Raw genomic sequence first — 24,650 nt, 5'->3', positions numbered from 1 at the left:
TCCAGCCAGCATCTTGAATCACAAATCCGACCGACCGGGAATCCCTTCTGATTCAATCAAGCTATGAAACGCTCTAGTGCGTTTCACCGTTTCACGGAAACCGCGAAACGCCCTATCTCTTTGTTTTTTACGCAATTCCGGACGGAAAACCGCTCACACTTTTCCTGGAATTGCTCTAGGCGCGCCGGCCAGGTTCAGTTCAGCCCGATGAGCTTGGCGCCGTTCCGGAACAGTGCTTCTCCATCCCGGTCGAAACGGAATGTCGCGATGAAATCGTCGGCGCGATAGTTCGGCAAGGTGTTGCGGATCGCGGCGGCAAAGGTTCGCGCCTCCTCCTGCCGGCCGGCCAGCGCCAGGCAATGAGCGGCGATCGCCAGGATGATGAGATGGGCGTTAGGGCGTGCCGCGGCCTTCAGCGCCCATTCGGCCGCCGCTTCGAATTCGCCCAGCCTCGCATGCGCCATGGCGCGTGCGCCCATCATGCCGAACAGCAGCGGATCGAAGGGGCTCAGATGGCGGGAATGGTCGGATGAGCCGATCGCCGATTGCGGGTCGCCCGACTGCGAATGGACGAAGGACAGCGCGTAGTGGCCGAGCGCGAAATTGGGGCTGAGGTCAACGGCGCTCGCGAGCTCCAGCAGCGAGCCGTCCTGCTCGCCGCGCAGCCATAGCGCGCGGCCCATCGCCCAGTGGGCGGCTGGGTTACGGTCGTCGACCAGCAGGCTCTGGCCGGCGCTCTCGAAGGCAAGCGCGGCCTCGCGGTCGCGGTCGCCCCAGCGCTGGAAAGCGTTCTGCCAGTGGGTGAAGGACATGCCGGCATAGGCGCGCGCGAAAGTGGGATCGAGCTTCAACGCCTCGCCGAAGAAATGCTGCGCCAGCTCGTTTTCCTGGCGGGTGAAGCGATACATGTGCCAAAGGCCGCGATGGTAAGCCTCCCAGGCATTGAGCGAGTTTGGCGCTTTCAGCAATGCGCGGTTGCGCTCCACCGTCGCGATCTCGGCGGCGATGGAGGAAACGATGCTGTTGCCGATATCCTCGATGACGATGAAGATGTCGTCGGGCTTGTGCTCGAAGGTTTCCGCCCAGACGATCCTTGCCGTACGGACCTCGACAAGCTCGACCGAGACGATGAACCTCCCCGGCAGAGCCCGCACCGAGCCCGTCGCGACATAGTCGACATTCAGCCTGCGCCCGGCGTCTTCCGGCGCGATGTTCTTCTCGGCGAGCGCGAACACAGAGCCGCGGGCGATAACGAAGAAATCGCGCAGCTTGGCAAGTCGTGTGATGATGTCATGCGTGAGGCCATCGGCAAGCCCGCCGCGGAAGCCGCCAGTGCCGGCGCTCTCCGCAAACGGCATCACCGCGAGCGAAGCCCGGCGCGTCGCAACGGGCTCGGATTCGTCCGCGGCGACCGGCGATTCCGAAACCGGGAAAGCCGGCCCGGATCGGGCGCATGGCGTTGCGCCGGCGTTCCGGGCTCTTATCTCCTGCCACGCCTCGCGCAATGGCGTGAAATCCAGCTCTTCCGAATGGAACAGCTCCGCCGCGGTGGCAAGATGCTCCTCGCCGGCGCCGATCTGTCCGCGCCGTGCCAGATTTTCCAGCAGCGCCACATGTGCGCGGCCGTCGAAGGGCGCAAGCTCCAGCCATTTGTCGATATAGGCGCCGGCCTCATCGGCTCCACGCGGGACAAGGCCGATAATGTGCTCCAGGACTGCGACATGGCATGCGCTGAAACGGCGGCGCTGCGCCGTCAGCCAGCTGCCGAAATGCGGGCTGCGATCGAGTTCCAGGCCATCAAGGAAGTCGCCGGCGAACAGTTGCGCAAGCGTCCGCAGGCGGTCGAGGCCAAGCGTCTCAATGCCTTCCGCCACGGCGGCAGCGGCCTCGACGGCATCGACGCTCACATCGCCGAGGCGAAGCGCCACGGTGTCGCCTTCCGTCTCGATCCGGCGCAAGCCCGGTTCGTCAAGCGCGGCACGCAGCTTGCTCAGGCACCAGCGCAGCTCGCCGCGTGGATCGTTGGGCACGTCCCAGAGAAGTTCGCAAAGACGGCTGCGGCTGACTGGGTGGGGCGCCAGCGCTAGATAGGCCAGCAGCGCGCGCAGCTTGCGTGACGATGGCAACACCACAGGAACATCGTCGCGCATGATCGCAAGCGGGCCGAGCAGCCTGATCGAAAGGCTGGCTGCCATGCTTTTCAGAGCCGACCGAACGGATTCCACGTCCGTTTCCACGCTCGCTCCCACGTCGAACAGTTGGTCCATGTTCTATCACCAAACACGACAGGGCGCATCCGGCGGCGAATTTCGAGCCGGACGCGGCCTTTGCCGAATTGTCGGCAAGTCACTCGCAACTAACGCGGCAAGGTGTCGAAACTGCGCCGCCCAATTCGCCGGTTTGTAACCGGCACGTGAGATTTCGAGGAGAAAGCCCATGTTGCATCAGTTGAAAATCAGGACCACGGCCGGGCGCGGCCGTCTGTTCGACAGCATTCTCGACACGGTCGGCGACACGCCGGTCATCCGCGTCAACAATCTCGGGCCAGGTCACGCGACGATCTATGTGAAGGCGGAGTTCTTCAACCCGGCGGCCTCGGTGAAGGACCGGCTGGCGCTCAACATCATCGAGGAAGGCGAGCGCAGCGGTAAGCTCAAACCTGGCCAGACCGTCGTCGAGGCGACGAGCGGCAACACCGGCATCGGCCTTGCCATGGTCTGCGCGCAGAAAGGTTACCCATTGGTGGTGACGATGGCCGACAGCTTCTCGATCGAGCGCCGCAAGCTGATGCGCATGCTTGGCGCCAAGGTGGTACTGACGCCGCGCGCCCAGAAGGGCTTCGGTATGTACAAGAAGGCAGTCGAGCTTGCCGAGGCCAATGGCTGGTTCCTGGCGCGCCAGTTTGAGACCGAGGCCAATGCCGCCATTCATGAGGCGACGACGGCGCGCGAGATCATCAATGACTTCGCCGGCTCGAGGCTGGACGTGCTCGTCACCGGCTACGGCACGGGCGGCACGGTGGCCGGCGTCGGCCGCGCGCTGCGCCGCGAGCGGCCGGAGGTGAAGATCGTGCTCGCCGAGCCGGCGAACGCGCAGCTGATCGGCAGCGGCAAGGCCCAGGAGCGCGGCGCCGGCGGCGCGCCGTCCGCCAGCCATCCGGCCTTCGAACCGCATCCGATCCAGGGCTGGACGCCGGACTTCATCCCCAACGTGCTGCAGGAGGCGATCGACCATCGCTATTATGACGAGGTGGTGCCGATCCCCGGTCCCGAAGGCATCAAATGGACGAAGGCGCTGGCGCGGCAGGAGGGCATCTTCACCGGCATCTCCGGCGGCGCCACTTTCGCCGTGGCGCGGCAGATCGCGGGCAAGGCGCCGGCCGGCTCGGTGATCCTGTGCATGCTGCCCGACACGGGGGAGCGCTACATGTCGACGCCGCTTTTCGACGGCATCGAGGCCGAGATGGACGCCGAGGAGACGGCGCTGTCGCGCTCGACGCCGAGCTGCCAGTTCGAAGGCTGAGAACAGAAACGCGACGCCGCCCCCGCATGGCGGCGTCGTTCTTTTATGCGCGGGTCGACCCACGCCGGCGGGAGAGGCGAGATGGATATATTTCAGGAAGCGACCAACGCGGAGGAAACGCTCGATCCGCCGGATTGGGCCGATGTGGGAGCGCTCTCGCACCGAATCCTCGACGATGCCATCGCCTATCTCGAGGATGTCCGCAACCGGCCGGTCTGGCGCGCGATGCCGGCCGAGGTGCGGGCATTCTTCGGCGCATCTTTGCCGCGCTCGCCGGCGCCGGCGGCTGACGTCTATGACGACGTCGCCCGCAACGTGATGCCTTACCCGATGGGCAACATCCATCCGCGTTTCTGGTCCTGGTATATGGGATCCAGCAACTTCACCGGCGCGCTCGGCGATTTCCTGGCGGCGATCCAGGGCTCCAATCTCGGCGGCGGCAACCATGCCGCCGCATTGATGGACAGCCAGGTCGTCAACTGGATGAAGGAGATGGTCGGTTTCCCAGCCTCGGCCAGCGGCACCCTGGTCAGCGGCGGCTCGATGGCCAACATTATCGGACTGACCGTGGCGCGCAACGTCAAGGCAGGCGTCGACGTGCGCGAGCGGGGTGTCGGCGCCATGCCGAAGCCGTTGCGCTACTACGCCTCGGACCAGGTCCATTCCTGTCATCGCAAGGCTGTGGAGGCGCTCGGCCTCGGCAATCAGGCGCTGCGGCGCATCCAGACCGATGCCGGCTTGCGCATCGATATCGCCGCGCTCAAGGCGGCAATCGCGGAGGACCGCGAAGCGGGCTTCAGGCCGGCCTGCGTGATCGGCACCGCCGGCACCGTCAACGCCGGCGCGGTCGACGACCTGCGGGCGCTGGCGAGCGTGGCGGCCGAAGAGGATCTCTGGTTCCATGTCGACGGCTGCATCGGCGCGCTCATCGCGATCGCGCCTAAGAACCGATCGCTCGTCGCCGGCATCGAACAGGCGGATTCGATCGCACTCGATCCGCATAAATGGCTGCACGCGCCGTTCGAAGCCGGCTGCGCCCTGGTGCGGGACGCATCCCAGCACCGCAACACGTTTGCCGTGACGCCGGAATATCTGGAATCGACGCCGCGGGGCCTGGCCTCCGGAGAGTGGCTGCACGATTATGGGCTTCAAACGTCGCGCGGCTTCCGTGCGCTCAAGATCTGGATGGCGCTGAAGGAGCATGGCGTCGAGAAGTTCGGCCGCCTGATCGACCAGAACATCGCCCAGGCCCGCCACCTCAACCGTCTGATCGAGGCGGAGCCGGCGCTCGAACTGATGGCGCCAACCACCATCAACATCGTCAGCTTCCGCCACCGGCTGGATGGCGCGTCGGAGGAAAAGCTCAAGGCGTTCAACACCGAGATCATGCTGAGACTCCAGGAGGAGGGCATCGCGGCCTTGTCCGACACCACGGTGCAGGGCCGGCATTGCCTGAGGGTGGCAATCGCCAATCACCGCACGCGCCGGGACGATCTCGACCTGCTGGTCGCGGAGATGCTCCGGCTGGGACGGGAAATCGAGGCCGCGATACCGGTCTGAGGCACGCTCGGGAAGCTGTCTCAGCTTACCGTCAGCGTGGCGCCCGGCACATAGAGCATGATCGGCCGGATCTCGTAGACGGCGGTGGGATTGACGCGCTTGAGGTCGCGCGCCGCGGCAATCGCCTCGTCCTGGGTCGCGCAGTCGAGGACATAGAGGCCGAGCAACTGCTCCTTGGTCTCGGCAAAGGGACCGTCGATAACCAAGCCGTCGCCCGGACCGCGCAGCGTCACGGCCTTGGCCGTCGCGCCGAGCCTAGCCGCGGGCCCGAGCTTGCCCTCGCGCGTCAGCCTGTCGTTGACTTCGAGCAGGTCTTTCATCAATGCCGCATCCTCATCTGGCGACCAGGACTGCACGGTGTCTTCGACATGGTAGGCAAGGACGGCGTAGAACATGGGTGGATTTCCCTCGTGACCAGGCGGGCCGCACTATCACAAGGATGGTTCGGCTGATCCAGTGGCGCCGGCGGCGGACAGAGCCCACTCCTGACTCAAGCTGCCAGCGGCAGCCGCAGCTCCGTCAGCAGCCCGCCACCGGGGTAGTTGGAGAGATCGACCTCGCCGCCGGCGGCGCGCGCGATGTTGCGGGCGATGGTGAGGCCGAGGCCGAGGCCGCCGGTCGTGCGGTTGCGCGATTCCTCCAGCCGCACGAAGGAGCCGAACACCGCGTCCAGCTTCGCCTGCGGGATGCCCGGGCCCTCGTCGCGGATCGAAAGCGTGATCGTGTCGCCCGATCGCCGTACGCCGAGATGCGCCTTTTTGCCGTAGGTTACAGCGTTCTGGATGAGATTGGTGATGCAGCGGCGCAGCGCCACCGGCCGCGCGACGCAGATCAGGCCGCGCGACGGGACCACGCCTTCGTCGAAGGACGCGCCGTCGAAGGAGTCCGCCACCGATTCCACCAACGACCAGAAATCGATCCGCTCGGCCTTTTCCTCGGTTACCTCGAATTTGGCGAAGTCGATGACCGAGCTGGCGATGCTTTCGATGTCGGCGAGATCGTGCGCCAGCGCCTCGCGCGCGGGCGACCTGCGCAACAGTTCGAGACGCAGGCGCATCCGGGTCAGCGGCGTGCGCAGATCGTGCGCCAGCGCCGCCGCGAGATGCTCGCGGTCCTCGACATAATCGCGCAGCCGCATCTGCATGGCATTTATCGCCTTTGCGGCCGCGCGGATCTCGCGGCTGCCACTTTCGGCGATCGGCGGGCTTTTCAGGTCATTGCCGATGCGCGTCACCGCCGTTTCCATCATCCGGTAGGGCGCGGTCAGCCGGCGCAGCGACCAGATCGACATGATGATGATCAAGCCGGCGATCAGTGAGTAAAGCGGCAGGCTGTCGAGGCTCAGAATCGGTCCCGCCGGCGTGATCGGTTCGGTGAAATTCAGCCACTGCCCGTCGGAAAAGCGCAGCGACGCGGTCAGCTTGTCGCTTTGCGCGAAATCCGCGGCCAGGACCAGCAGGTCGCGCTCGACCTGGCCGACATCCTTGTTCACCGCCTGCCCGTCTGGGACATCGGCCTCCTGGGTGGCCGGATCGCGCCGCACGCGCGCATCGGTGATGCCGAACTTCGACAAGCGTCCGACCAGGATATCCTCCAACTCGGCAAGCTGGTCGTCGCCGGCGATCGAGGAGGTGACGGCGGGCGTGTCCGAAACCGTCAGCGCATAGGTCGAGTTGAACAGGCCGGAGGCGGTCGCCTTGCGCTCTTCGGGCGTGGCGTCATGCATCAGCTGCACCAGCGAATAGGCGCGGTCGTTCAACCGGTAGAGATCGACGACGCCGTTGGCGGCGGCCCGATCGCGCGCGACGATGTAAAGCGTCGTCACCTGGCTGATCATGAGGCCGGCAATGACGATGAGCAGCACCCAGACTGGCAGGGTCTGCGGCAGGAAGCGTCTCATTCGGCCGTCGTCTCGGGCAGGAACTGATAGCCGCCGCTGCGCACGGTCAGGATCAGTTTCGGCGTTTTCGGATCGTCTTCCATCTTGCGGCGCAGCCGGCTCACCAGAATGTCGACGCTGCGGTCGAAGCTGTAGCCGGTGTCGCCGCCGGACAGCTCGATCAGCTGCTCACGGGTAAGCACGCGCTGCGCGCTCTTGACGAAGGTCTGCAGCAAGTTGAACTCCGCCATCGTCAGCTCAACCCGCACGTCGTCGGGCGCGGTCAGGCGGCGGCGCGCGCAATCCATGGTCCAGCCGGCAAAGCGGTAGACCTGCCTGGCGGTGGGCCGACGCGGCTCGGCGCTGCCGTTGCGTCTCAGCACGGCGCGGATGCGGGCCAACAGCTCGCGCGGATCGAAGGGCTTGGGCACGTAGTCGTCGGCGCCCATTTCGAGGCCCACAACGCGGTCGGTCGTTTCGGTGACCGCGGTCAGCATGATGATCGGCGTGGTGTAGTTGGCGCGGATCTCGCGGCAAAGCTCAAGTCCGCTTTTGCCGGGCAGCATCACGTCGAGAACGATCAGGTCGACCGGCGTGCGGCGCAGGACCGCTTCCATCTCGGTGCCGTCGCCGGCAACCGTCGTGTGCAGCCCGCGCTTGTGGAAGAACTCCTGCAGCAGGTCGCGTATGCCCTTGTCGTCGTCGACGATCAGTATGTGCGCATCGGATTTCACTCGAAACCTATCATTCTCTTTGCCGGCTCTTGCTGGATATCCGTTCGAGACAACCCACACGATAGAATTCGGGCCACATCTTGGCCAGTGGCCGCGATCGCCGCGCTGGGCGGATTCCTCAGAAACAATCCAGAAACAAAATTCTACAGTTGGGAAAAACTGGTGAAAAATTTCAAGGGCATAAACGGTGCCGTGGCGGTCAGGTCATCGGCTGCGACGCGAGTTTCCGGAGTAACGGACAAGACCAATGCAGAGGTTCTGGATCAGCGTGATGGGTGCTTTGCTCAGCATATCGCTCATCACAGCCGCGGACGGCGCCTCCACCGCAAAGGTCGTCGCTCCGCTCACCCGGACCGAGCGCTGCACCAATCTGAGCCGTCAGGTTGACGAAGCTCTCGAAACCCATGCCGCGGCAACGCAGGTCACCGCGGCGAAAGCACTGCAAAGAAGGGGAAACCGGTTCTGCGCCAACAAGAAGCAGGCACAGGGAATCCGGATGCTCGCAAATGCTTTGAAGCTGCTTGGAGTGGCACCGATCGATCCCGTTCAGTGACACCCACCCAGACCCGCAAGAAAAAGGAAATGAAGCCATGAAGAAGTCCATTCTCTCCGCCCTCGGCCTCGGTGTTGCTCTCGCCTTCGCGATGCCGGCGCTCGGCAACGCCGCCGCCACGACGACGGCTGCCCCGGCTGCTTCGACCGCGACCACCACGGCTGCTCCGGCGGATAGCACGGCTGCGAAGCCGATGAAGAAGGTCGCTGCCAAGAAGGCCTGCAAAGTGACCGAGACGCACAAGTGCCCGGTCAAGAAGAAAGCGTCGGCTGCGAAGCCCGTTGCTGCGAAGCCGGCTGCCAAGAAGCCCTGATCCAGCGCTCTGCGCCACTAGACGAAGCCGCTCCGGTCGATTTCGGCAGGGGCGGCTTGCTTGCGGCAGGGAGCCCGAAACCAGCAGTTTTCCACCGCGCTCAAGTCCTATCCTTAACCCGATCGCAATGCCGGTGCTGTAGGACAGTCCGCATGAAGAAGCGGTTTTCGTCCCTGATGCGTTCGCTGACCCTCGGCGGCCTGATCGCCACCGCGGCGGCACGATCGTTGATCATCTTTACCGCAAGCCCCGTGCCGGATCCCGCCAGCGGCAGGACCGAGCCCGAGCTGTTCGCTCCGCTGATCTCTTCAAGCTTCGACTACATCACGCCGGCGCAGTCCTGGGTCCTGATCCTGCTGACCGGTGCGACCGTGATCGGCTTTGTCGGCTGGATGTTCTTCGCCTTCGTCGAACGCGGCTCCGACATGGATGGCGGTGCAGGTTCCGGCAGATCGGGCACCGCGTTGCGCCGCCAGGGCCGTTGACCTTCGGCAGTGATTCCCCACATAGGGCTGATGGTCCAAGCCGGCATTACCCGCGCGTGGAATTGGACGTATATTTGCTGCGTGACAGAATGAGAGCGAGAGAGCCCAGTTCTCGCTGGTGGATCCGATGCCCGAAACCGTCCTCAAACCCCGCACTAAGACGCAGCCGAAAACCGAGCGGCCGAAGCTCTACAAAGTCATCCTCGTCAATGACGATTTCACGCCGCGCGAGTTCGTGGTGACGGTGCTCAAGGGCGAATTCAAGCTCAGTGAGGATCAGGCGCATCGCGTCATGATCACCGCGCATACGCGCGGCGTGTGCGTCGTCGCGGTGTTTACGCGCGATATCGCCGAGACCAAGGCGACGCGGGCGACCGACGCCGGCAAGGCCAAGGGCTATCCGCTGCTGTTCACCACAGAACCGGAAGAGTAGGGGCAGGCGCTTTCCCTTCCCCCAAAAGGGGAGAAGGAAGAAGGTGGCGTCACCGCCCTTCGCGATACCACATCGAGCCGATCGCGAGCAGCAGGAGGCCGAGGCCGAGGAAACCGCCGAACAGCGGCACGCGCGACACGGCCTTGAGCGTGCTGTCGTCGGTGGTGCGCAGGCCGATCCAGTCGTCGCCCGACGCGGCCGCTGAAGAGCGGACGGGAACGATCGACGGCAGTGTCAAGCCGCCGGCGAGATTGCCGAGCGTCGACGACGGTGCCAGCCGCCGCACGCTGCCGCCGGTCGCTTCGGCGGGCGCCTTCAGCCGATCCTCGGTCGAGATCACGTCGGAAAATTCCGGCGCGTTGATCGGGCCGACATGGGCAAGCGCGGTAAGGTCGCCATTGCCGATCTGGTAAAGGCCGATCTCGCCGGTCTGCAAGCTGCCGGTGAAAATGCCGGGCTCGGCTTTCTCGAGCTTCACCGCCACCGCCTTGCCGGACGGCGTGATGACCTGGGCGGGACCGGGATCGTCGCTCATCGTCTGGCGGCGGATTTCGAGCATCATGCCGCGGCCGTCGGCGGTTAGCCGTTCTTCTTCCAGTTCCGGCTCCTTCATCAGCCAGTGGGCGATGCGGCGATAAAGCTGGACATGCGGCCCGCCGCCCTCGAAGCCGCGCGCCCACAGCCAGCCCTGATCGGACAGGAGCATGCCGACACGGCCCTCGCCCTTGCGAGCGAGCAGGAGCAGGGGCCGATCGTCGGCGCCTTTCATCACCACTTCGCCTTCCGGGTTCTTGACGCCGATGGTGCGGAACCAGCGGCTCCAATGCGGCGGCTCGCTTGCCGAGCCGTCGAGCCCGCGCGTCACCGGATGGCGCTGGCCGAGATCGGTCAGGCGCGGGTAGAAGGCCTTGTCCACCACCTCGCCGGTCGGCATGGCCGGCAGCGCGGCGTTGAGCGGCGTGCGGGCGATGGAGTTCTCGCCGGCATATTCGGGGCCGGCGGCAATCAGCAGCGCGCCGCCCTTTTCGACATACTCGGAGATGTAGTCGTAATAGAGGATCGGCAGCACGTCGCGGTGCTGGTAGCGGTCGAAGATGATCAGATCGAAATCCTTGATCTTCTCGACGAACAGCTCGCGCGTCGGGAAAGCGATCAGCGACAGCTCATTGATCGGCGTTCCGTCCTGCTTTTCCGGCGGACGCAGGATCGTGAAGTGGACGAGATCGACCGACGCGTCCGACTTCAAAAGGTTGCGCCAGGTGCGCTCGCCGGCATGCGGTTCGCCGGAAACCAGGAGCACGCGCAGGTTCTCGCGGATGCCGTCGACCAGGGCAATCGCCCGGTTGTTGGCGTCGGTCAGCTCGCCGGGTTCCCGGTCGATGCCGAGTTGGACGATGTTGCGGCCGGCATTGGGTATCGTGACCGAGAGCTTCATCGGCTGGCCGACGGTCGCGTGCTCGACCGAGACCTGCTCGCCATTGACCGAGACGCGCACGTCCACCGGAGCGCCGTCGCCTTCCGTCGAGATGACGCGGTAGGTCATGTCGAGCGGCTTGCCGACGAGACCGAAGCGCGGCGCGTTCTCGAAGCGGATGCGGCGGTCCTTCTCATGCTCGTTGCCGGTGATCAGCGCGTGCAGCGGCGCGTTGAACTCCGGCGCGCCGGCAGGCGCATCATGCACCTCGCCGTCGGTAATCATGACGGCACCGCCGATGCGCGACGGCGGCACGTCGCGGAAGACGCCTTCCAGCGCGTTAAACAGCCTGGTTTCGGTGCGCTCGTCGGCGGCTTCGGACTTGCCGGCCTCGACGACACGGACATCGAACTGCTTGAAGCGGGCAAGACGCTGCTGCAGGCCGGCCAGCGCCTCGTCGGTCTGCTTGGTGCGGTCGCCGATGTCCTGGCTCTGGCTGCGGTCGACGACGAGGGCGACGACGCTCTTCAGCGCCTCGCGCTCCTCGGCGAGGAAAACGGGATTGAGCAATGAAGCGGCGAGTGCGAGCAGCGCGATGAAGCGCAATGCCGAGCCGCGCTGGCGGAACCACAGGCCGACCAGCGCCAGCAAAAGCAGCGGCACGAAGAGCAGGCCGAAGAGAGGCCAGGAGAGAAGCGGTTCGAATGAGATGGACCAGTTCATGATCTACTGCCCCAGCCGTTCGAGCAGCACCGGCACATGCACCTGATCGGATTTGTAGTTGCCGGTCAGCATGTACATCATGATGTTGACGCCGGCGCGCAGCGCGTAGATGCGCTGCATCGGGTCCGGCGGCACGGTCGGCAGCATCGGATCGCCGTTCTCGTCGATGGCCCAGGCGCCGGCGAAATCATTGGCGGTGATCATGATCGGCGAGACGCCGTCGCCGGTGCGCACGGGGCGGTTCTCGGTGTTGCTGGCGTCGAGCGAGGCCTCGACCCAGAGCGGGCTGCCGTTGAAGCGGCCGGGGAACTCCGGAAGGATGAAGAAAGATTTGGTCAGCACGTGGTCCGAAGGCACCGGCTCCAGCGGCGGCACGTTGAGATTGCCGAGGATGTCGCGCAGCCGCTCGGTCGCCGGACTTGCCGAGCCGGCGCCGATGCCGTTCGAAAACTGGTCGCGCGTATCGAACAGAACCGTGCCGCCCTGCTGCATATAGGCATCGATGCGGGCGATCGCCGCCTGGCTGGGCATAGGCGCCGTCGCATCGATCGGCCAATAGATCAGCGGGAAGAAGGACAGCTCGTCCTTGGCGATGTCGACGCCGGCCGGCGGGCCGGGCTCGAGCGCGGTCTTCTCGATCAGGAAACGGGTGAGGCCCTCGAGGCCGGCGCGGCTGATCGAATCGACGCCCGGCTCGCCGGTGATGACATAGGCGATGCGGGTTTTCGAGATATCCTCGATCGCCTGGGTGTCGCCGGGCTTGGAATCGTCGGCGCGGGCAAGATCGGCATGGCCGAAGAGGCCGCCCAGCACGACCAGAACGGCCGCGGCGGTCGCCGCCGTGCCTGCGCGGCGCGGCCGGCGCGCCAGCAGTCCGCCCATCCAGAACACGGCCAAAGTGTCGAGCACCATCAACAGCAGCGCGATGGCGACCAGCGGCCCTTTGAGATTCTCCGATTCATCGAAGGCATAGGGGATAGCTGTCACCGGCAGCGAAACCTGCGGGCGTGCCAGCGGCGTGAATGTGCTCGACGCATCGAGCAGATTGTGCGCGAAGACGCCGGTCTCGGAGCCGTAAAGGCCGGGCGGATTCTCCAGCGTCACCGGCAGCGGACCGGCGCCGGGCACCAGCGGTCGGGCATCCGGCGAGGGCGGCGTCAGCATGCCGTCGGCGCTGATCATGCGGTAGGGCGCGAGCGACGCGGCGGCGGCTTCGGCATTGGCGATCGCGGCGCCCTGGTTGCGCGACAATTGCACGACACGCCGCAGCATTTCGACGAAGCTGCCGGAGATCGGCAGGTTCGACCAGGTCGCCTCAGGCGTGACATGGAAGAGCACCAGCGTGCCCTTGTCCTTCTTCATGCCCGTCACCAGCGGCGTGCCGTCGGCGAGCGTGGCCCAGGTGCGCTCGACGATGTCGGGCGTCGGCTCGGCCAGAACCTGCCGGCTCACCGTCACCTCGGAGGGCGGCGAGAGGTCGGCGAAGGGGCCGCTCTTCGGGAATTCGGTCACCGCCTGCGGCGTCGTCCACGACAGCGCGCCGCCCAGCGCGCGCTCGCCGCTGCGCAACCTGACCGGCAAAAGGTCGTCGTCATTGCCGGACGCGGCAAGGCGGGGACCGGCGAAACGGACCAGCGTGCCGCCCTTGTCGACCCAGTCGACCAGCCGCTGCTTGACCTGCGCCGGGATGGTGCCGACATCGGCCATGATGATCATCGCCGGCTTCTGGTCGAGAAGCTGCGGAATGGCGTCGGCGAGATCGGCGCTCGACGGCTCGACCAGGTCGGCAAAGGGCTGCAGGGCGCGGCGGATGTAATAGAGCGGCGACAGAAGCGGCTGCGCCTGGTCGGCTTCGGCCTGCGACAGAAGGCCGACGCGGCGGCGTTTGGAGCTCTCGTCCAGCACGCGCACGGCGCCGGCCTGGTGCTCGCCGTCGAGCGCGATCGAAGCGAAGTCGTTGCGCAGCTCGAAGGGAACCGCCATCGTCCCCGTGGCGGTGGCTTCGCCCGGCGCGAAGGTCAGCGTCGCATCGGCGATGCGGCGGCCCTTGTCATCGAAGGCGCCAGCGGTGACCTGCGCCGGCGCCGGATTGCCCGGCGCGCGAATGGCGCTCAAAGCGAAACCATCGACCTGGTTGTCGGCGCCAATCAGGCCGGTCACGGAAGGCCGGTCGGACGTGGCCCAGACCAGCCGTGTCGCATTCTTTTCGAGCAGCGTCTTGAAAGCGGCCTCGTCGCCTTTGGCGGCAAGCCCATCGGCGAGCACCGCGACGCTGGCACCCGGCAGGCGCTCCAACGCGGCGGCGACGCGGGCGTAGACGGCGGGCCTGTCGGTAGGAATCGGCCGCGGCTTGGCGGCGCGCAGGTGATCGAGCGCGCCCGAAGCGTCGAAAGGGCCGATCTCGGCATTGGGCTTCTCGGCGGTGAAGGCGATGACGATCGGCACGCCGTTCGAGCCGGCGTCGGCGATCAGCCGCTCGGCGGTGGCGACGCGCTTGTTCCAGTCGGCGGCGCTCGCCCAGCCATTGTCGACGACAAGCGCCAGGGCGGCGCCCTCCGCCGGCAGTTTTTCGCGCGGGTTGAAGACCGGCTCGGCCAGCGCCATCACGATGAGCGCCGCCATCAGCAACCGAAGCAGCGTCAGCCACCACGGGCTTTGCTGCGGGGTTTCTTCGCGCCTCAGGACCCGGGCGAGGATTCTCAGCGGCGGAAAAACTTCCGTTTGCGGCCTGGGCGGGGTGAGCCGCAGCAGCCACCAGATCACCGGCAGGGCCAGAAGGCCCCACAGCACCATGGGCGCCCCGAACGAAAGCGGCAGCCAGCTCATGCGACCGCCCTTCCGAAATTGGTGCCGTCGGCGGTCATCGCCAGGTGGACGCGCACCAGCGCCTCGGAGGCGAGGCGGTCGGTGTGGTTGACGGTGTAGCTCCAGCCGAGACGCTTGCACCAGGCAGCCAGTTCGTCGCGGCGGGCCCGGTAAAGCAGGCGATATTCCTCGGCCAGCATCTCGGCGCGGCCGGCGGTCAGCTTGTCGCCGGTCTCGGGATCGGTGAACTCGGTGCGGCCGGCATAGGGGAAGGTTTCCTCGGCCGGATCGGCCACCTCGATCAGATGCGCGCGCACGCCGTGGCGGGCGAGCACGTCGAGCCAGGCCATGGTTTCCTCAACCGGATCGAGGAAATCGCTGACCAGCACGATGTCGCAGAAACGGCGGATGGCCGACAGATCGGGCTTGGCCGGAAGCGCGGCGGCGTGGCTGAGCTGGGCGGCGATCCGCTCGGCGCCGTTGCGGGCGGTGAACGGATCCGTCAGGCCCGGCCAGGCGATGCGCTCGCCGCTGCGCGACAAGAGCTCGGCCAAGGCGAGCTCTAGCACCAGCGCGCGCGATTGCTTGGAAACGCTTGCCGCGGCGGATTTGTAGAGCATGGAAGGCGAGGGGTCGGCCCAGAGCCAGACGGTGTGCGCGGCTTCCCATTCGCGGTCGCGCACATAAGTATGGTCGTCTCTCGCGGAGCGGCGCCAGTCGATGCGCGAGGAATCGCCTTCCACATAGGGCCGGAACTGCCAGAAGTTCTCGCCGATGCCGCGCTTGCGGCGGCCATGCCAGCCGGCGATCACCGTGTTGACGATACGGCGCGCCTCGACCAGCAGGTCCGGCACCAATGAAGCCCGCAACCGGCCACGGGCGAGCGCGTCGCGCGTCGCAACCGGTGCCTGGACCTCGCCTATTCGACCCATCAGATGCCTTTTGCCAGCTTCGCCACCACGTCGCGCACGGAAGTGCCTTCGGCGCGGGCGGCGAAAGTCAGCGCCATGCGATGCTGCAGCACCGGTTCGGCCAAGGCGCGAACGTCGTCGACCGAGGGCGCCAACCTGCCATCATATAGGGCGCGGGCGCGGGCGCACAGGGTGAGCGCCTGGCTGGCGCGGGGACCTGGCCCCCAGGCGACGTGCTTGTCCGTCTCGGCATTGCCCTGGCCTGGCCGGGCCGAACGCACCAGCTTGAGGATCGCCTCGACGACGCTTTCCGGCACCGGCATGCGCCGGATCAGCGTCTGGATTTCCCTCAGCCGTGCCGGCTGCAGCACATTGTCGGCCTTGGCTTCGTCGACGCCGGTGGTTTCGAGCAGGATACGGCGTTCCGCCTCGATCTCGGGATAGAGGATGTCGACCTGCATCAGGAAACGGTCGAGCTGAGCTTCGGGGAGCGGATAGGTGCCTTCCTGTTCCAGCGGGTTCTGCGTCGCCAGCACGTGGAAGGGCGCCGGCAGGTCGTGGCGGGCGCCGGCGATGGTGACGTGATATTCCTGCATCGCCTGCAGCAGCGCCGATTGCGTGCGCGGCGAGGCGCGGTTGATCTCGTCCGCCATCAGCAATTGCGTGAAGATCGGCCCGGAAATGAAGCGGAAGGACCGCTTGCCGAACTCGTCCTGCTCCATCACCTCGGAACCGAGGATGTCCGACGGCATCAGGTCGGGCGTGAACTGGACCCGGCGCGAATCGAGGCCGAGCACGATGCCTAGTGTCTCGACCAGCTTGGTCTTGGCGAGGCCCGGCACGCCGACCAGCAGCGCATGACCGCCGGCCAGCAGAGCCACCAGCGTGCGCTCGACGACCGCCTCCTGGCCGAAGATCACCCTGCCGACCGCGTCGCGGATCCTGGAGATATCGGCCAGCGCCTTTTCGGCTTCCTCGATCATCGCTTTTTCGCTGATCGGGCTTTCCTTGATCATCACGCTCATGCCGTTCGATCCTTGTGGTTGGAAATGCCGGCCTGCACTCTCGATGCCGCAGAATGCCGCGATTCGGCCTCACCTGGCGCCTGTAATTGAACTTAAATCACAGACTCGGGCGGACAAGGCTGACAATCGGGACAACAGTGACTATTTCGTGACCATGGCCGAACGCAGCGAACATCGTGAACAAACGCCTGACGAACAGAGCGCTGGCGAGCACAGCTTGAGCAAACAGAGCCTGATCGGCGCCACAGAGGCGCGCGGCCTTGAGGCGCTGATCTCCCGCGCGGCCCGGGCCGGCAAGGGGCCGGCGCCGGTCGAGCGCTGGAATCCGGAGTTCTGCGGCGACCTCGACATGGAGATCAAGGCCGACGGGACCTGGTTCTATCTCGGCACGCCGATCGGCCGCATGCCGCTGGTGCAGCTCTTTTCCAGCGTGTTGCGCAAGGATGCCGACGGCAAGACCTATCTGGTGACGCCGGTCGAGCGGGTTGGGATCCGCGTCGTCGACGCGCCCTTCATCGCCGTCGAAATGAACGTGTCCGGGAGCGGGAACGACCAGGTTGTCACCTTCCGCACGAATGTCGGCGATGTCGTCGCGGCCGGCCCCGGCCATGCGCTGCGCTTCGTCGACGAGGACGAAACCGGCGGACTGAAACCCTATGTGCTGGTGCGCGGACGACTGGAAGCGCTGGTGGCGCGTCCGGTGATGTATGAGTTGGTCGAGCATGGCGAGGAGATCGACATCGGCGGCAAGGCGATGTTCGCCATTCGCTCGGGCGGAGAGGTCTATCCGATCATGCCGGCCGAGAAACTGAAGCGGCTGAGCGCGTGATGGACCAGGTGACGCCGGCGGCGTTTTCGGTCGCGGATTTTCGGGCGCGCGTCGCGGCGCAAGCGGCGATCGTTCCCGGCGACGAATTCGGCGATCATCGCTTCAATCCCGGCCATCCCAGGCTCAAACATATCAAGCCGCTGCGAGACGCGGCGGTGCTGATTCCCGTGGTCGACCGCGCCGAGGGCGCCATGGTGCTGCTCACCAAGCGCGCCGAGAAACTGCGCAGCCATTCCGGCCAGGTGGCCTTTCCAGGCGGCACCATCGATGCGACCGATGCAAGCCCCGAGGCAACCGCTTTGCGCGAGACCTTCGAGGAGATCGGCCTCGAACGGGATTTCGTCGAGATCATCGGCCGCATGCCCGACTACGTCGCCGGCAGCGGCTACCGCATCGTGCCGGTGCTTGCCATCGTGCGCCAGGGTTTTTCGCTGACGCTCAATGCCGATGAGGTCGACGCGGCTTTCGAGGTGCCCCTGAGTTTCCTGATGGATCCGGCCAACCACGCGCGCGACAGCCGCATGTGGAACGAGCTCGAATGGTTCTTCTACGAGATGCCCTATGGCGGCCAGCGTATCTGGGGCGTCACCGCCGGCATCATCCGCACGCTCTATGAAAGGCTTTATGGTTGACCGCTGAGGCGTCACTCTCGGGCAGGGCCGATTGGCTGGCCGACAAGCATCTGCAGAAGCTTTTTGCCGCGCTGAAGCAGGGCGGCGAGGAAGCGCGCGTCGCCGGCGGCGCGGTGCGCAATGCGCTGATCGGCCAGCCGGTCGCCGACATCGACATCGCCGCGACCACCGTGCCCGAGGAAACGGTCCGGCGCGCGGAGGCGGCCGGTTTCAAGACGGTGCCGACAGGCATCGAGCATGGCACGATCACGGTGATCGCCGGCGGCAAGCCTTATGAGGTGACGACGCTCAGGGCCGATGTCGAGACCGACGGCCGGCGGGCAAAGGTGATCTTCGGGCGCGATTGGAAAGCGGACGCCGAGCGGCGCGACTTCACCATCAACGCGCTCTACGCCGAAGCGGACGGCACGGTCGTCGATCTCGTCGGCGGCGTCGCCGATATAGAGGGGAGGCGGCTGCGTTTCATCGGCGACGCGGAGGCGCGCATCCGCGAGGATTATCTGCGCATCCTGCGCTTTTTCCGTTTCTTTGCCTGGTATGGCGACGGACGGCCGGACGCGGAAGGGCTGAAGGCCTGTGCCAGGCTGAAGGACGGACTTGCCCGGCTTTCGGCCGAACGCGTCTGGTCCGAGCTGAAGAAGCTGCTGTCGGCTCCAGATCCCTCGCGCGCGCTCTTATGGATGCGCCAGGCAGGCGTGCTCACCGCCGTGCTGCCGGAAAGCGAGAAGTGGGGCATCGACGCCATCCATGGCCTGGTCAAAACTGGAAAAGATCTCGGCTGGGCCGCCGATCCTGTGCTGAGGCTGGAGGCGATCGTCCCGCCCGATGCCGTGCGCATGAAGACGCTTGGCGAGCGGCTGCGATTGTCGAACGACGAGGCCGGCCGCCTGCGGCATTGGGCACTGACCATCGCGCCGGATGCCAAGGCGACGGAGACCGAGCTGGCCAAGAAACTCTATTACGGCGATCGCAACGGCTATATCGACCGCATTCGGCTGGCGCTTGCCGCCGCGCGGACGCGCGCAGTCGAGGACAATCAGGCGATGATGGAAGCCGGCGGCTTTTCACGCCTGCTCAATTTCACGCTGAAATGGGAAAAGCCGGTGTTTCCGATAAAAGGCGCCGACCTGGCCGCGCTTGGCGCGTCGCCAGGACCGAAGCTCGGCGCCACGCTGAAGAATCTCGAGAAGGAATGGGTCGAGTCCGGCTTCACCCTGGAACGCGGCGCGCTGGTGGAACGCGCCGCGCAGGCGCTGGAGAGCTAGACGGGCCGGAACGGCCGGTGCCTGTCAATGTATGGCCACAGGAGCGAGAGCGCGCGAGAGACTTGCTTCGCCCTTGCCGTAGACGGACGGGTCGTAATTGGCCAGCGTGTCGGTGCGGGCCGTATTGAGCAGGTCGTTGGTGATCTGGACGGGCGTCGCCTTGGTGAACTTGCTGCCGATGATCGCAGCATAGCCGGAGATGATCGGCGCGGCAAAAGACGTTCCGTAGAGCCCGGTCTTGTCACCCTCGACGCCGACCACCAGGAAGTGGCTCTGCACAGCCTGGTCGGAGCCGGCATAATTGGAATACCAGGCGAGCTGGGCCTTGTTGGCTGTGGTTCCGTTCGTCGACAGCGCGCCGACGAAGATCGCGGTCGGTTTGCCGATCAAAGCAAGGTCGAGATAGTCCTGCTGGCCACCAGTGACCCCGCCAACAGCGACCGCGTCGTTGCCGGCCGCCTTCGAGACGATGGCCGAACCTTTGGTGGCGTAGGAGATGATCGAGGACTCCTCTGGAGCCCACCAGATCTGGTTCGCGCTGTAGCCCGCGGTTGTGTACATTCCGTAGCTCAGGTTCAGCACATTAAGGCCGCGTGCCAGCGAAACGGCCGTGCCGGTCGAGAAATCCTTGGAGCGGATGGTCGCGGCGGGAGCAATCATGCTTGCTTCGTCGCGCGTCCATTCGCCGTGTCGCTGGGTCTGCACGCCGATCCCGAAATTGCCGGAAAAGCGCGAGGTGCTGCTGAAGTCGTCGACCATCGTGATGGTGACGCCCTTGCCCTTGTAGCCGGCGGCCCATGCCGCGCCGACGTCGGGGCTCATCCAGTTCTGTATCGTTTGCGTCGTGCGCGCGACCGGTATCTTTGCGCTCACGCAGATGGAGCCGCCGCCATGGCAGAGCGCCGCCGTCTCGTCCGCGCCGAGGCCCTCCTGCGCCGAGGCAATGGGCGCCGAAAGGATGGCAAGGGCGGCAACGAGGCCGAATTTCAGGTGACCAGCAGACATGTTCCAACTCCAGCCAAACAAGAACGAGGACGGGCGATCGCGCGTTTCGGGACGAGATGGACTTTTCATTCGCGGCTCCCGGCGATCAGAAAGTGAGACGATAATTCAGCCACAGATGCATGCTCTCGGGCTTGGCGCTAACCAGGTATTTCAGGGTTTCCTGCGGCGCCATCTCACCGGCTGCGAGCCGGCAATTGACACTGTAGGAGCCCAGATCCCCGTAGTCGGCCAGGCAAGGTTTCTCGGTGAGGTTTCCGCCGATGATCGACGTTACGGACAGCGATAGGGTGCTGTTCGGATTCGGATGCGTCTGGGTGAGGAAACCGAGCTTCAGGCTGGGCCCGATGCTGTATTTGTCGCCTTGTTCGCCGGTCCCGAACCCCCAAAGGATGCCGGTGTTTTCGGTAATCTGGGTGAGCAGGTCGACATGCATGTCTACCCAGTTCGTGTGGTACCATTGGTTGAACGAGACCCAGCTTCCATTCTGCAGCTCATAGCCGCCACCGCCGAGGCCTCGGGCACGGTCGCTCAGCGGCGACCCCTGATGCATGCCGATCAGCGAGGTGGTCATCATTTCCTGGGCGGTCGCGGGAGACGCGCCGAGACATGCGCACAGCAGCAGCGCCGCCTCGCACGATGTGCCCCTCTTGCCGGATCGTTCGCGCATGCGCGAAACACCTCACCCCACCGATCCGGTCAGCGCCTTGGGTGGCGGCGAGTTTCTCGGCCAGCCCTGCAGCCGGATCATTTGCCCGACGGTGGCACGAATTCCGTTACCGCAAACTTAAATGAGACGACTCGAATATAAGTATCTGTTTGAAATGCCGGGCCGGTCCGGATTTCCGGATCGAGTCAGGCAAATTGGTTCGCAACTCGCGACGGAACATGCTCACGCCCTGAGCCGTCCTGATTTCGCTGCCGGTCGATCTGTTCGAAGGTGAGGAGTCCCTCAGGCCGCGTCGCGAACCTTCTGGATGCGGGAGCGTATCGCCTCGATCATCGTCTCGCGGATGACGGTCTCGCCATGCGTCTCGCGCATGTGCTCAACGGCACGGCGCATCACCTCGGCTTCTTCTTCGGCGCGCGTATGCCAGTCACAGCCGGGGACAAGCGACCCGCATTGGAATTCCTTCATGGGACTTTCCTTTCCTCGTTCTGCTGGAAAACCATAACACATGCGGCTGGTTTCGGTTGCATCGAAGCCCGCGGCCAACTGCTTTTCTCTCCAAAAAAGGAAGGCGGAGCAGTGCTGCCCCGCCTTCCTTGCCGCCTGAGAACTCGATCTGCCTTTGACGGGCAGGCCTTCACTTCATGATCTTGACGGCCTCGGCAATCTTGTTCTTGCCGCTCATGTCCCAGGAGACGCGAACCTTCTCGCCGGCCTGGATGCCGGGATCCTTGAAGGCCTTGGACAGCTTGAAAGTGGATCCGTCGTCCAGAACAAGGCTCATGGCCGTTCCGTCAAAGCTCTTGACGGTGCCGGTGGTGTGCTTGACCGCTGCGAACGCGGCGCCGCCGGAGGCGAGAAGGGCGGCGGTAGCTGCGGTCACGATAAGCTTGCGCATGGCGTGCTCTCCTGGAATGCGGGTGCCCGATTCGGCGAGGCACCTCTCGTGATCAGGGTCGTCAAGTCGCGCCGGCTCACGGCCGGAGGGAGACGAGATGATCTCCGCTTCGACCGCCGGCGCTTCCCGACCCGGCGATCTTAAATAGCTCAATTTTTTCAAAAGGATATTAGACGAAAAAGATATCGTCCCTGCCACATTGCCGGCCAAGATTCGGCGAATTGGACAGCAATGCGGCCATCGCCGCGCTCACCGGATCGTTACGGCCATTTTACCTCGGGCGGCAGGCTGGACAGGATCGAGGCGACATTGCCGCCGGTTTTCAGGCCGAAGATGGTGCCGCGATCGTGAAGCAAGTTGAATTCGACGTAGCGGCCGCGCCGGATGAGCTGTTCGTCGCGCTCGCCGTCGGTCCAGTTCTGGTTGAAGTTGCCTCGAACCAGATGGGCATAGACGACGAGGAAGGAGCGGCCGACGTCCTGGACGAAATTGAGATCGGCCTCCCAGCCGCCCCTGTCCTCGTCAGAATGCAGCCAGTCGAAGAAGATGCCGCCGATGCCGCGCGGCTCGTTGCGGTGCGGCAGGAAGAAATACTCGTCGCACCAGGATTTGAATTTGGGATAGTCGGCGACGGCGGCGTTCTTCTCGCAGGCGAACTGCATGGCGCGATGGAAGGCGATCGTGTCGGGATCGTCCTGGGTGCGGCGGCGGTCGAGCACCGGCGTCAGATCGGCGCCGCCACCGAACCACTGGCGCGTGGTGACGACCATGCGGGTATTCATGTGCACGGCCGGCACGTTGGGGTTCCAGGGGTGGGCAATCAACGAGATGCCGCTCGCCCAGAAGCGCGGGTCTTCCTCGGCGCCGGGAATCTGCTTCCTGAACTCGGGCGAGAATTCGCCGTGGACGGTCGAGGTGTGGACGCCGACCTTCTCGAAGACGCGGCCGCGCATCATCGACATGGTGCCGCCGCCGCCGCGGCCCTCGTCGCGCTCCCAGGGGGTCTTCTCGAAATGGCCGGGCGACCATGACGCTTGCGGGCCGGTGAGTTCCTGCTCGATCTGCTCGAAAGTGGCGCAGATGCGCTCGCGCAAGGCCTCGAACCACAGACGTGCCTTCATCTTCTTCTGCTCGATGTCGGCGGGCAGGCCCACGGGAAGGTCAGGTCTTTCCAATTCGGTCTCCGGTTACAGGCACACTTGCCTGACAAATGACTCGTCTTTTCAGGGCGCGATCCCTAATCTCTTGAGAGGAAGGGTCAAGTCCTGTCTGACCAAGGTGCAAAGGAGTTCCTTCGTGCGCACCCCGGCAAGACCGCCGCTGGATGGCTTACGCAAGAGGCTGGAGCGCTCACGGGCTGAGCGCGAAAACCAGCCGCGCGACGGTTTCTTGCGCGAAACCTTCGTGCTGCCGCGCCCGGATGCGCGCCTCAAGGCCAAGGAGTGGTTCGAGCGTTTTCCGAAACAGGCCTACTGGACCGAGATCGAAAGCTGGTTCGAGCGCCCGGGCGACGTGATCGAATTCACCATGCGGCGGCTGCCGGCGGCCGATTAAGGTGCATTGATATTCAGGTGAGGCCAGCCTGCAAATGGCGGCTCCTGCGCTTCCGGTGCTCACGTACTTTAAGTACGCTCCGCTCCGGTTCTCGGAAGCCACTTTCGACTCGGCCTGACCTGAATCTCAATGCACCTTGGCGGCAGACTGTCAGCGCACCGCCAGCCGTCTCGCCCCCGTCCCCTCCTTGGCCAGCCGATCTTCCTTGTTCCTCAGCGGGCATTTGTCGATCGACATGCAGCCGCAGCCGATGCAATCGGTCAGGCCGTCGCGCAATTTCTTGAGCTGGGCGATCTTCTGGTCGAGCTCGTCGCGCCAGGCTGTCGAAAGCAGGTTCCAGTCCTCGCGGTTCGGTGTGCGCTCTTCCGGCAGCGACTGGAACGCCCGGGCGATGTCGGCAAGCGAGATGCCGACCTCCTGGGCGACGCGGATGATCGCCACGCGCCGAAGCACGTCGCGGCTGTAGCGCCGCTGGTTGCCCGAGGTGCGGTGGCTGCGGATCAGGCCGCGCGCCTCGTAGAAATGCAGCGCCGATACCGCAACGCCGCTGCGAACGGCCACCTGGCCGACCGTCAATTCCCTTACCGGAGCCATCTCGAACTTTTCCGCTTGACCTCAAGTTAAGTTGAGCTTGTAGCCAACAAATGTCGATAGGGCAATTGCAGGAGAAGGCGATGTGCGCCTGGGTGAGAATGACGCCGCGAGTGGAGCCTGCGCGCGGCAATGAAGAGGGGTTCGGGGTTCTAGCCGAGCTGGCGCAGCGCTTCGCCCGCGACCATGGCGACGGACAGCGCGACATTGATGCTGCGCGCTCCGGGCCGCATCGGGATGGTCAGTCGCGCATCCGCCGCCTGGTGGACCTGGTCCGGCACGCCGGCGGATTCGCGGCCGAACAAAAGGATGTCGCCGGCAGCGAAAGCAAAGTCGGTGTACGCGGTCGTGGCTTTGGTGGTGAGCAGCACGAGGCGGCGCGCGCCGGTCTTTCGCCACTCCTCGAAGGCGTGCCAGTCGGCATGGCGGGAAAGCGCCGCCATTTCGAGGTAGTCCATGCCGGCCCGTTTCAGCGCCCGGTCGGAGAGCGGGAAACCAGCCGGCTCGATGATGTCGACGCCGATACCGAGGCAGGCGGCGAAGCGCAGGATCGTCCCGGTGTTGCCGGCGATATCCGGCTGGTAGAGCGCGATGCGGAGACGATCGTTCATTTCCGTATCCTGCTAATAAGTGGCAGATCGGCCACAGGCGCCTGCGGCTTTCGGCGATTCCTGGACTGGCGGGTGGCCATTTTCTGCGAAGTCGAGTATATGCTCACCATCGTCAACCCGAACCGAAGGAGGGGGACCACATGATGACCATGCACTTCCAGCTCCTCTCCGGGGCACCCCTATGCCCACCGGCGGTTTCGGTACGACGATTCTTCTGACACTTTAAGTCCTCATCGCACCG

Annotated in this window: 25 protein-coding genes; 10 read left to right on the top strand and 15 right to left on the bottom strand. The window is 65.1% G+C overall.

What is annotated here, in order from left to right:
* Positions 1 to 194: 194 nt before the first annotated feature.
* On the bottom strand, positions 195 to 2,195 hold the full coding sequence (locus LB515_RS06650) for a transcriptional regulator (protein WP_224707150.1): 2,001 nt from the start codon (positions 2,193 to 2,195) through the stop codon (positions 195 to 197).
* Between the two features lie 241 nt (positions 2,196 to 2,436).
* Between LB515_RS06650 and LB515_RS06645 the strand changes: the two genes are divergently transcribed.
* Together LB515_RS06645 and LB515_RS06640 are read left to right on the top strand one after the other, a co-directional pair.
* A complete protein-coding gene (locus LB515_RS06645; protein WP_224707149.1) occupies positions 2,437 to 3,522 on the top strand; it encodes a PLP-dependent cysteine synthase family protein in 1,086 nt (361 codons plus the stop codon).
* An 81-nt stretch (positions 3,523 to 3,603) separates the two neighbouring features.
* The gene (locus LB515_RS06640) at positions 3,604 to 5,082 is read left to right on the top strand and encodes a pyridoxal phosphate-dependent decarboxylase family protein (RefSeq protein ID WP_224707148.1); all 1,479 of its coding nucleotides are present in this window, start codon (positions 3,604 to 3,606) and stop codon (positions 5,080 to 5,082) included.
* Positions 5,083 to 5,102: 20 nt separating this feature from the next.
* Here the strand turns inward: LB515_RS06640 and LB515_RS06635 are convergent, their stop codons facing one another.
* The 3 genes from LB515_RS06635 to LB515_RS06625 all read right to left on the bottom strand — a co-directional run bounded on the left by LB515_RS06635 (position 5,103) and on the right by LB515_RS06625 (position 7,695).
* The gene (locus tag LB515_RS06635) at positions 5,103 to 5,477 is read right to left on the bottom strand and encodes a YciI family protein (RefSeq protein WP_224707147.1); all 375 of its coding nucleotides are present in this window, start codon (positions 5,475 to 5,477) and stop codon (positions 5,103 to 5,105) included.
* Positions 5,478 to 5,572: 95 nt separating this feature from the next.
* Positions 5,573 to 6,982 (bottom strand): ATP-binding protein, encoded by a 1,410-nt coding sequence (locus LB515_RS06630; RefSeq protein ID WP_224707146.1) that lies wholly within the window; start codon positions 6,980 to 6,982, stop codon positions 5,573 to 5,575.
* On the bottom strand, positions 6,979 to 7,695 hold the full coding sequence (locus LB515_RS06625) for a response regulator (protein WP_224707145.1): 717 nt from the start codon (positions 7,693 to 7,695) through the stop codon (positions 6,979 to 6,981). The genes LB515_RS06630 and LB515_RS06625 overlap by 4 nt, the downstream gene beginning before the upstream one ends.
* A 247-nt stretch (positions 7,696 to 7,942) precedes the next feature.
* On the opposite strand from LB515_RS06625, the gene LB515_RS06620 reads away from it, so the two are divergent.
* From LB515_RS06620 to clpS, 4 genes are all read left to right on the top strand, one after another.
* Positions 7,943 to 8,248 (top strand): hypothetical protein, encoded by a 306-nt coding sequence (locus LB515_RS06620; RefSeq protein WP_095766486.1) that lies wholly within the window; start codon positions 7,943 to 7,945, stop codon positions 8,246 to 8,248.
* A 37-nt stretch (positions 8,249 to 8,285) separates the two neighbouring features.
* Positions 8,286 to 8,561: a hypothetical protein gene (locus LB515_RS06615; RefSeq protein ID WP_140838736.1), complete on the top strand. Its 276-nt coding sequence runs from the start codon at positions 8,286 to 8,288 to the stop codon at positions 8,559 to 8,561.
* Positions 8,562 to 8,713: 152 nt separating this feature from the next.
* A complete protein-coding gene (locus tag LB515_RS06610; RefSeq protein WP_140838734.1) occupies positions 8,714 to 9,046 on the top strand; it encodes a hypothetical protein in 333 nt (110 codons plus the stop codon).
* 127 nt (positions 9,047 to 9,173) lie between these two features.
* On the top strand, positions 9,174 to 9,479 hold the full coding sequence (gene clpS, locus LB515_RS06605) for an ATP-dependent Clp protease adapter ClpS (protein ID WP_140546186.1): 306 nt from the start codon (positions 9,174 to 9,176) through the stop codon (positions 9,477 to 9,479).
* Between the two features lie 49 nt (positions 9,480 to 9,528).
* On the opposite strand, the gene LB515_RS06600 is transcribed toward clpS, so the two are convergent.
* Genes LB515_RS06600 through LB515_RS06585 form a run of 4 tightly spaced genes read right to left on the bottom strand, consistent with a single transcriptional unit; the run spans position 9,529 to position 16,357 of the window.
* Complete coding sequence (locus LB515_RS06600) at positions 9,529 to 11,616, bottom strand: hypothetical protein (RefSeq protein WP_224707144.1); 2,088 nt, start codon at positions 11,614 to 11,616, stop codon at positions 9,529 to 9,531.
* Between the two features lie 3 nt (positions 11,617 to 11,619).
* The gene (locus LB515_RS06595) at positions 11,620 to 14,442 is read right to left on the bottom strand and encodes a DUF4159 domain-containing protein (RefSeq protein WP_224707143.1); all 2,823 of its coding nucleotides are present in this window, start codon (positions 14,440 to 14,442) and stop codon (positions 11,620 to 11,622) included.
* Positions 14,439 to 15,353: a DUF58 domain-containing protein gene (locus LB515_RS06590; RefSeq protein WP_224707142.1), complete on the bottom strand. Its 915-nt coding sequence runs from the start codon at positions 15,351 to 15,353 to the stop codon at positions 14,439 to 14,441. Before LB515_RS06590 ends, LB515_RS06595 begins: the two co-directional genes overlap by 4 nt.
* On the bottom strand, positions 15,353 to 16,357 hold the full coding sequence (locus tag LB515_RS06585; protein ID WP_095766493.1) for an AAA family ATPase: 1,005 nt from the start codon (positions 16,355 to 16,357) through the stop codon (positions 15,353 to 15,355). The genes LB515_RS06590 and LB515_RS06585 overlap by 1 nt, the downstream gene beginning before the upstream one ends.
* Before the next feature lie 154 nt (positions 16,358 to 16,511).
* Between LB515_RS06585 and LB515_RS06580 the strand changes: the two genes are divergently transcribed.
* From LB515_RS06580 to LB515_RS06570, 3 genes are read left to right on the top strand one after another with little or no spacing between them, the layout of a single operon-like run.
* Entirely contained in the window at positions 16,512 to 17,186 is a 675-nt protein-coding gene (locus tag LB515_RS06580; protein WP_411966464.1) for a DUF1285 domain-containing protein, read from the top strand.
* Positions 17,186 to 17,818, top strand: coding sequence for a CoA pyrophosphatase (locus LB515_RS06575; protein ID WP_140838715.1), 633 nt, complete (start codon positions 17,186 to 17,188; stop codon positions 17,816 to 17,818). The genes LB515_RS06580 and LB515_RS06575 overlap by 1 nt, the downstream gene beginning before the upstream one ends.
* On the top strand, positions 17,815 to 19,083 hold the full coding sequence (locus LB515_RS06570) for a CCA tRNA nucleotidyltransferase (RefSeq protein ID WP_224707140.1): 1,269 nt from the start codon (positions 17,815 to 17,817) through the stop codon (positions 19,081 to 19,083). The genes LB515_RS06575 and LB515_RS06570 overlap by 4 nt, the downstream gene beginning before the upstream one ends.
* A 24-nt stretch (positions 19,084 to 19,107) precedes the next feature.
* Here the strand turns inward: LB515_RS06570 and LB515_RS06565 are convergent, their stop codons facing one another.
* From LB515_RS06565 to hemF, 5 genes are all read right to left on the bottom strand, one after another.
* Positions 19,108 to 20,088, bottom strand: coding sequence for a S8 family serine peptidase (locus LB515_RS06565; protein ID WP_224707139.1), 981 nt, complete (start codon positions 20,086 to 20,088; stop codon positions 19,108 to 19,110).
* Positions 20,089 to 20,173: 85 nt separating this feature from the next.
* Positions 20,174 to 20,755 (bottom strand): hypothetical protein, encoded by a 582-nt coding sequence (locus tag LB515_RS06560; protein WP_224707138.1) that lies wholly within the window; start codon positions 20,753 to 20,755, stop codon positions 20,174 to 20,176.
* A gap of 282 nt (positions 20,756 to 21,037) precedes the next feature.
* Positions 21,038 to 21,223, bottom strand: coding sequence for a DUF1059 domain-containing protein (locus LB515_RS06555; RefSeq protein WP_095766497.1), 186 nt, complete (start codon positions 21,221 to 21,223; stop codon positions 21,038 to 21,040).
* A 169-nt stretch (positions 21,224 to 21,392) separates the two neighbouring features.
* Positions 21,393 to 21,653, bottom strand: a complete 261-nt coding sequence (locus LB515_RS06550; protein WP_095766498.1) for a DUF1344 domain-containing protein — start codon at positions 21,651 to 21,653, stop codon at positions 21,393 to 21,395.
* Positions 21,654 to 21,913: 260 nt separating this feature from the next.
* Entirely contained in the window at positions 21,914 to 22,828 is a 915-nt protein-coding gene (hemF, locus tag LB515_RS06545; protein ID WP_224636621.1) for an oxygen-dependent coproporphyrinogen oxidase, read from the bottom strand.
* 121 nt (positions 22,829 to 22,949) lie between these two features.
* On the opposite strand from hemF, the gene LB515_RS06540 reads away from it, so the two are divergent.
* A complete protein-coding gene (locus tag LB515_RS06540) occupies positions 22,950 to 23,207 on the top strand; it encodes a hypothetical protein (protein ID WP_095766723.1) in 258 nt (85 codons plus the stop codon).
* A gap of 150 nt (positions 23,208 to 23,357) precedes the next feature.
* Here the strand turns inward: LB515_RS06540 and soxR are convergent, their stop codons facing one another.
* Both soxR and LB515_RS06530 read right to left on the bottom strand, forming a co-directional pair.
* Positions 23,358 to 23,801: a redox-sensitive transcriptional activator SoxR gene (soxR, locus tag LB515_RS06535; RefSeq protein WP_140838707.1), complete on the bottom strand. Its 444-nt coding sequence runs from the start codon at positions 23,799 to 23,801 to the stop codon at positions 23,358 to 23,360.
* A 149-nt stretch (positions 23,802 to 23,950) separates the two neighbouring features.
* Positions 23,951 to 24,409, bottom strand: coding sequence for a tRNA (cytidine(34)-2'-O)-methyltransferase (locus LB515_RS06530; RefSeq protein WP_095766501.1), 459 nt, complete (start codon positions 24,407 to 24,409; stop codon positions 23,951 to 23,953).
* Between the last annotated feature and the right edge of the window lie 241 nt (positions 24,410 to 24,650).

Origin of the sequence: Mesorhizobium sp. CA15, from assembly GCF_020165215.1 — a bacterium.
Taxonomy (GTDB): domain Bacteria; phylum Pseudomonadota; class Alphaproteobacteria; order Rhizobiales; family Rhizobiaceae; genus Mesorhizobium.
The sequence above is the reverse complement of the archived record's forward strand: the minus strand, read 5'-3'. Positions and strand labels throughout refer to the sequence as shown.

Coding starts and splice junctions, on each gene's coding strand:
- LB515_RS06650 (WP_224707150.1), bottom strand. CDS start 2,195: ATGGCAGCCAGCCTTTCGATCAGGCTGCTCGGCCCGCTTGCGATCATG.
- LB515_RS06645 (WP_224707149.1), top strand. CDS start 2,437: ATGTTGCATCAGTTGAAAATCAGGACCACGGCCGGGCGCGGCCGTCTG.
- LB515_RS06640 (WP_224707148.1), top strand. CDS start 3,604: ATGGATATATTTCAGGAAGCGACCAACGCGGAGGAAACGCTCGATCCG.
- LB515_RS06635 (WP_224707147.1), bottom strand. CDS start 5,477: ATGTTCTACGCCGTCCTTGCCTACCATGTCGAAGACACCGTGCAGTCC.
- LB515_RS06630 (WP_224707146.1), bottom strand. CDS start 6,982: ATGAGACGCTTCCTGCCGCAGACCCTGCCAGTCTGGGTGCTGCTCATC.
- LB515_RS06620 (WP_095766486.1), top strand. CDS start 7,943: ATGCAGAGGTTCTGGATCAGCGTGATGGGTGCTTTGCTCAGCATATCG.
- LB515_RS06615 (WP_140838736.1), top strand. CDS start 8,286: ATGAAGAAGTCCATTCTCTCCGCCCTCGGCCTCGGTGTTGCTCTCGCC.
- LB515_RS06610 (WP_140838734.1), top strand. CDS start 8,714: ATGAAGAAGCGGTTTTCGTCCCTGATGCGTTCGCTGACCCTCGGCGGC.
- clpS (WP_140546186.1), top strand. CDS start 9,174: ATGCCCGAAACCGTCCTCAAACCCCGCACTAAGACGCAGCCGAAAACC.
- LB515_RS06600 (WP_224707144.1), bottom strand. CDS start 11,616: ATGAACTGGTCCATCTCATTCGAACCGCTTCTCTCCTGGCCTCTCTTC.
- LB515_RS06595 (WP_224707143.1), bottom strand. CDS start 14,442: ATGAGCTGGCTGCCGCTTTCGTTCGGGGCGCCCATGGTGCTGTGGGGC.
- LB515_RS06590 (WP_224707142.1), bottom strand. CDS start 15,353: ATGGGTCGAATAGGCGAGGTCCAGGCACCGGTTGCGACGCGCGACGCG.
- LB515_RS06585 (WP_095766493.1), bottom strand. CDS start 16,357: ATGAGCGTGATGATCAAGGAAAGCCCGATCAGCGAAAAAGCGATGATC.
- LB515_RS06580 (WP_411966464.1), top strand. CDS start 16,512: ATGGCCGAACGCAGCGAACATCGTGAACAAACGCCTGACGAACAGAGC.
- LB515_RS06575 (WP_140838715.1), top strand. CDS start 17,186: ATGGACCAGGTGACGCCGGCGGCGTTTTCGGTCGCGGATTTTCGGGCG.
- LB515_RS06565 (WP_224707139.1), bottom strand. CDS start 20,088: ATGTCTGCTGGTCACCTGAAATTCGGCCTCGTTGCCGCCCTTGCCATC.
- LB515_RS06560 (WP_224707138.1), bottom strand. CDS start 20,755: ATGCGCGAACGATCCGGCAAGAGGGGCACATCGTGCGAGGCGGCGCTG.
- LB515_RS06555 (WP_095766497.1), bottom strand. CDS start 21,223: ATGAAGGAATTCCAATGCGGGTCGCTTGTCCCCGGCTGTGACTGGCAT.
- LB515_RS06550 (WP_095766498.1), bottom strand. CDS start 21,653: ATGCGCAAGCTTATCGTGACCGCAGCTACCGCCGCCCTTCTCGCCTCC.
- soxR (WP_140838707.1), bottom strand. CDS start 23,801: ATGGCTCCGGTAAGGGAATTGACGGTCGGCCAGGTGGCCGTTCGCAGC.
- LB515_RS06530 (WP_095766501.1), bottom strand. CDS start 24,409: ATGAACGATCGTCTCCGCATCGCGCTCTACCAGCCGGATATCGCCGGC.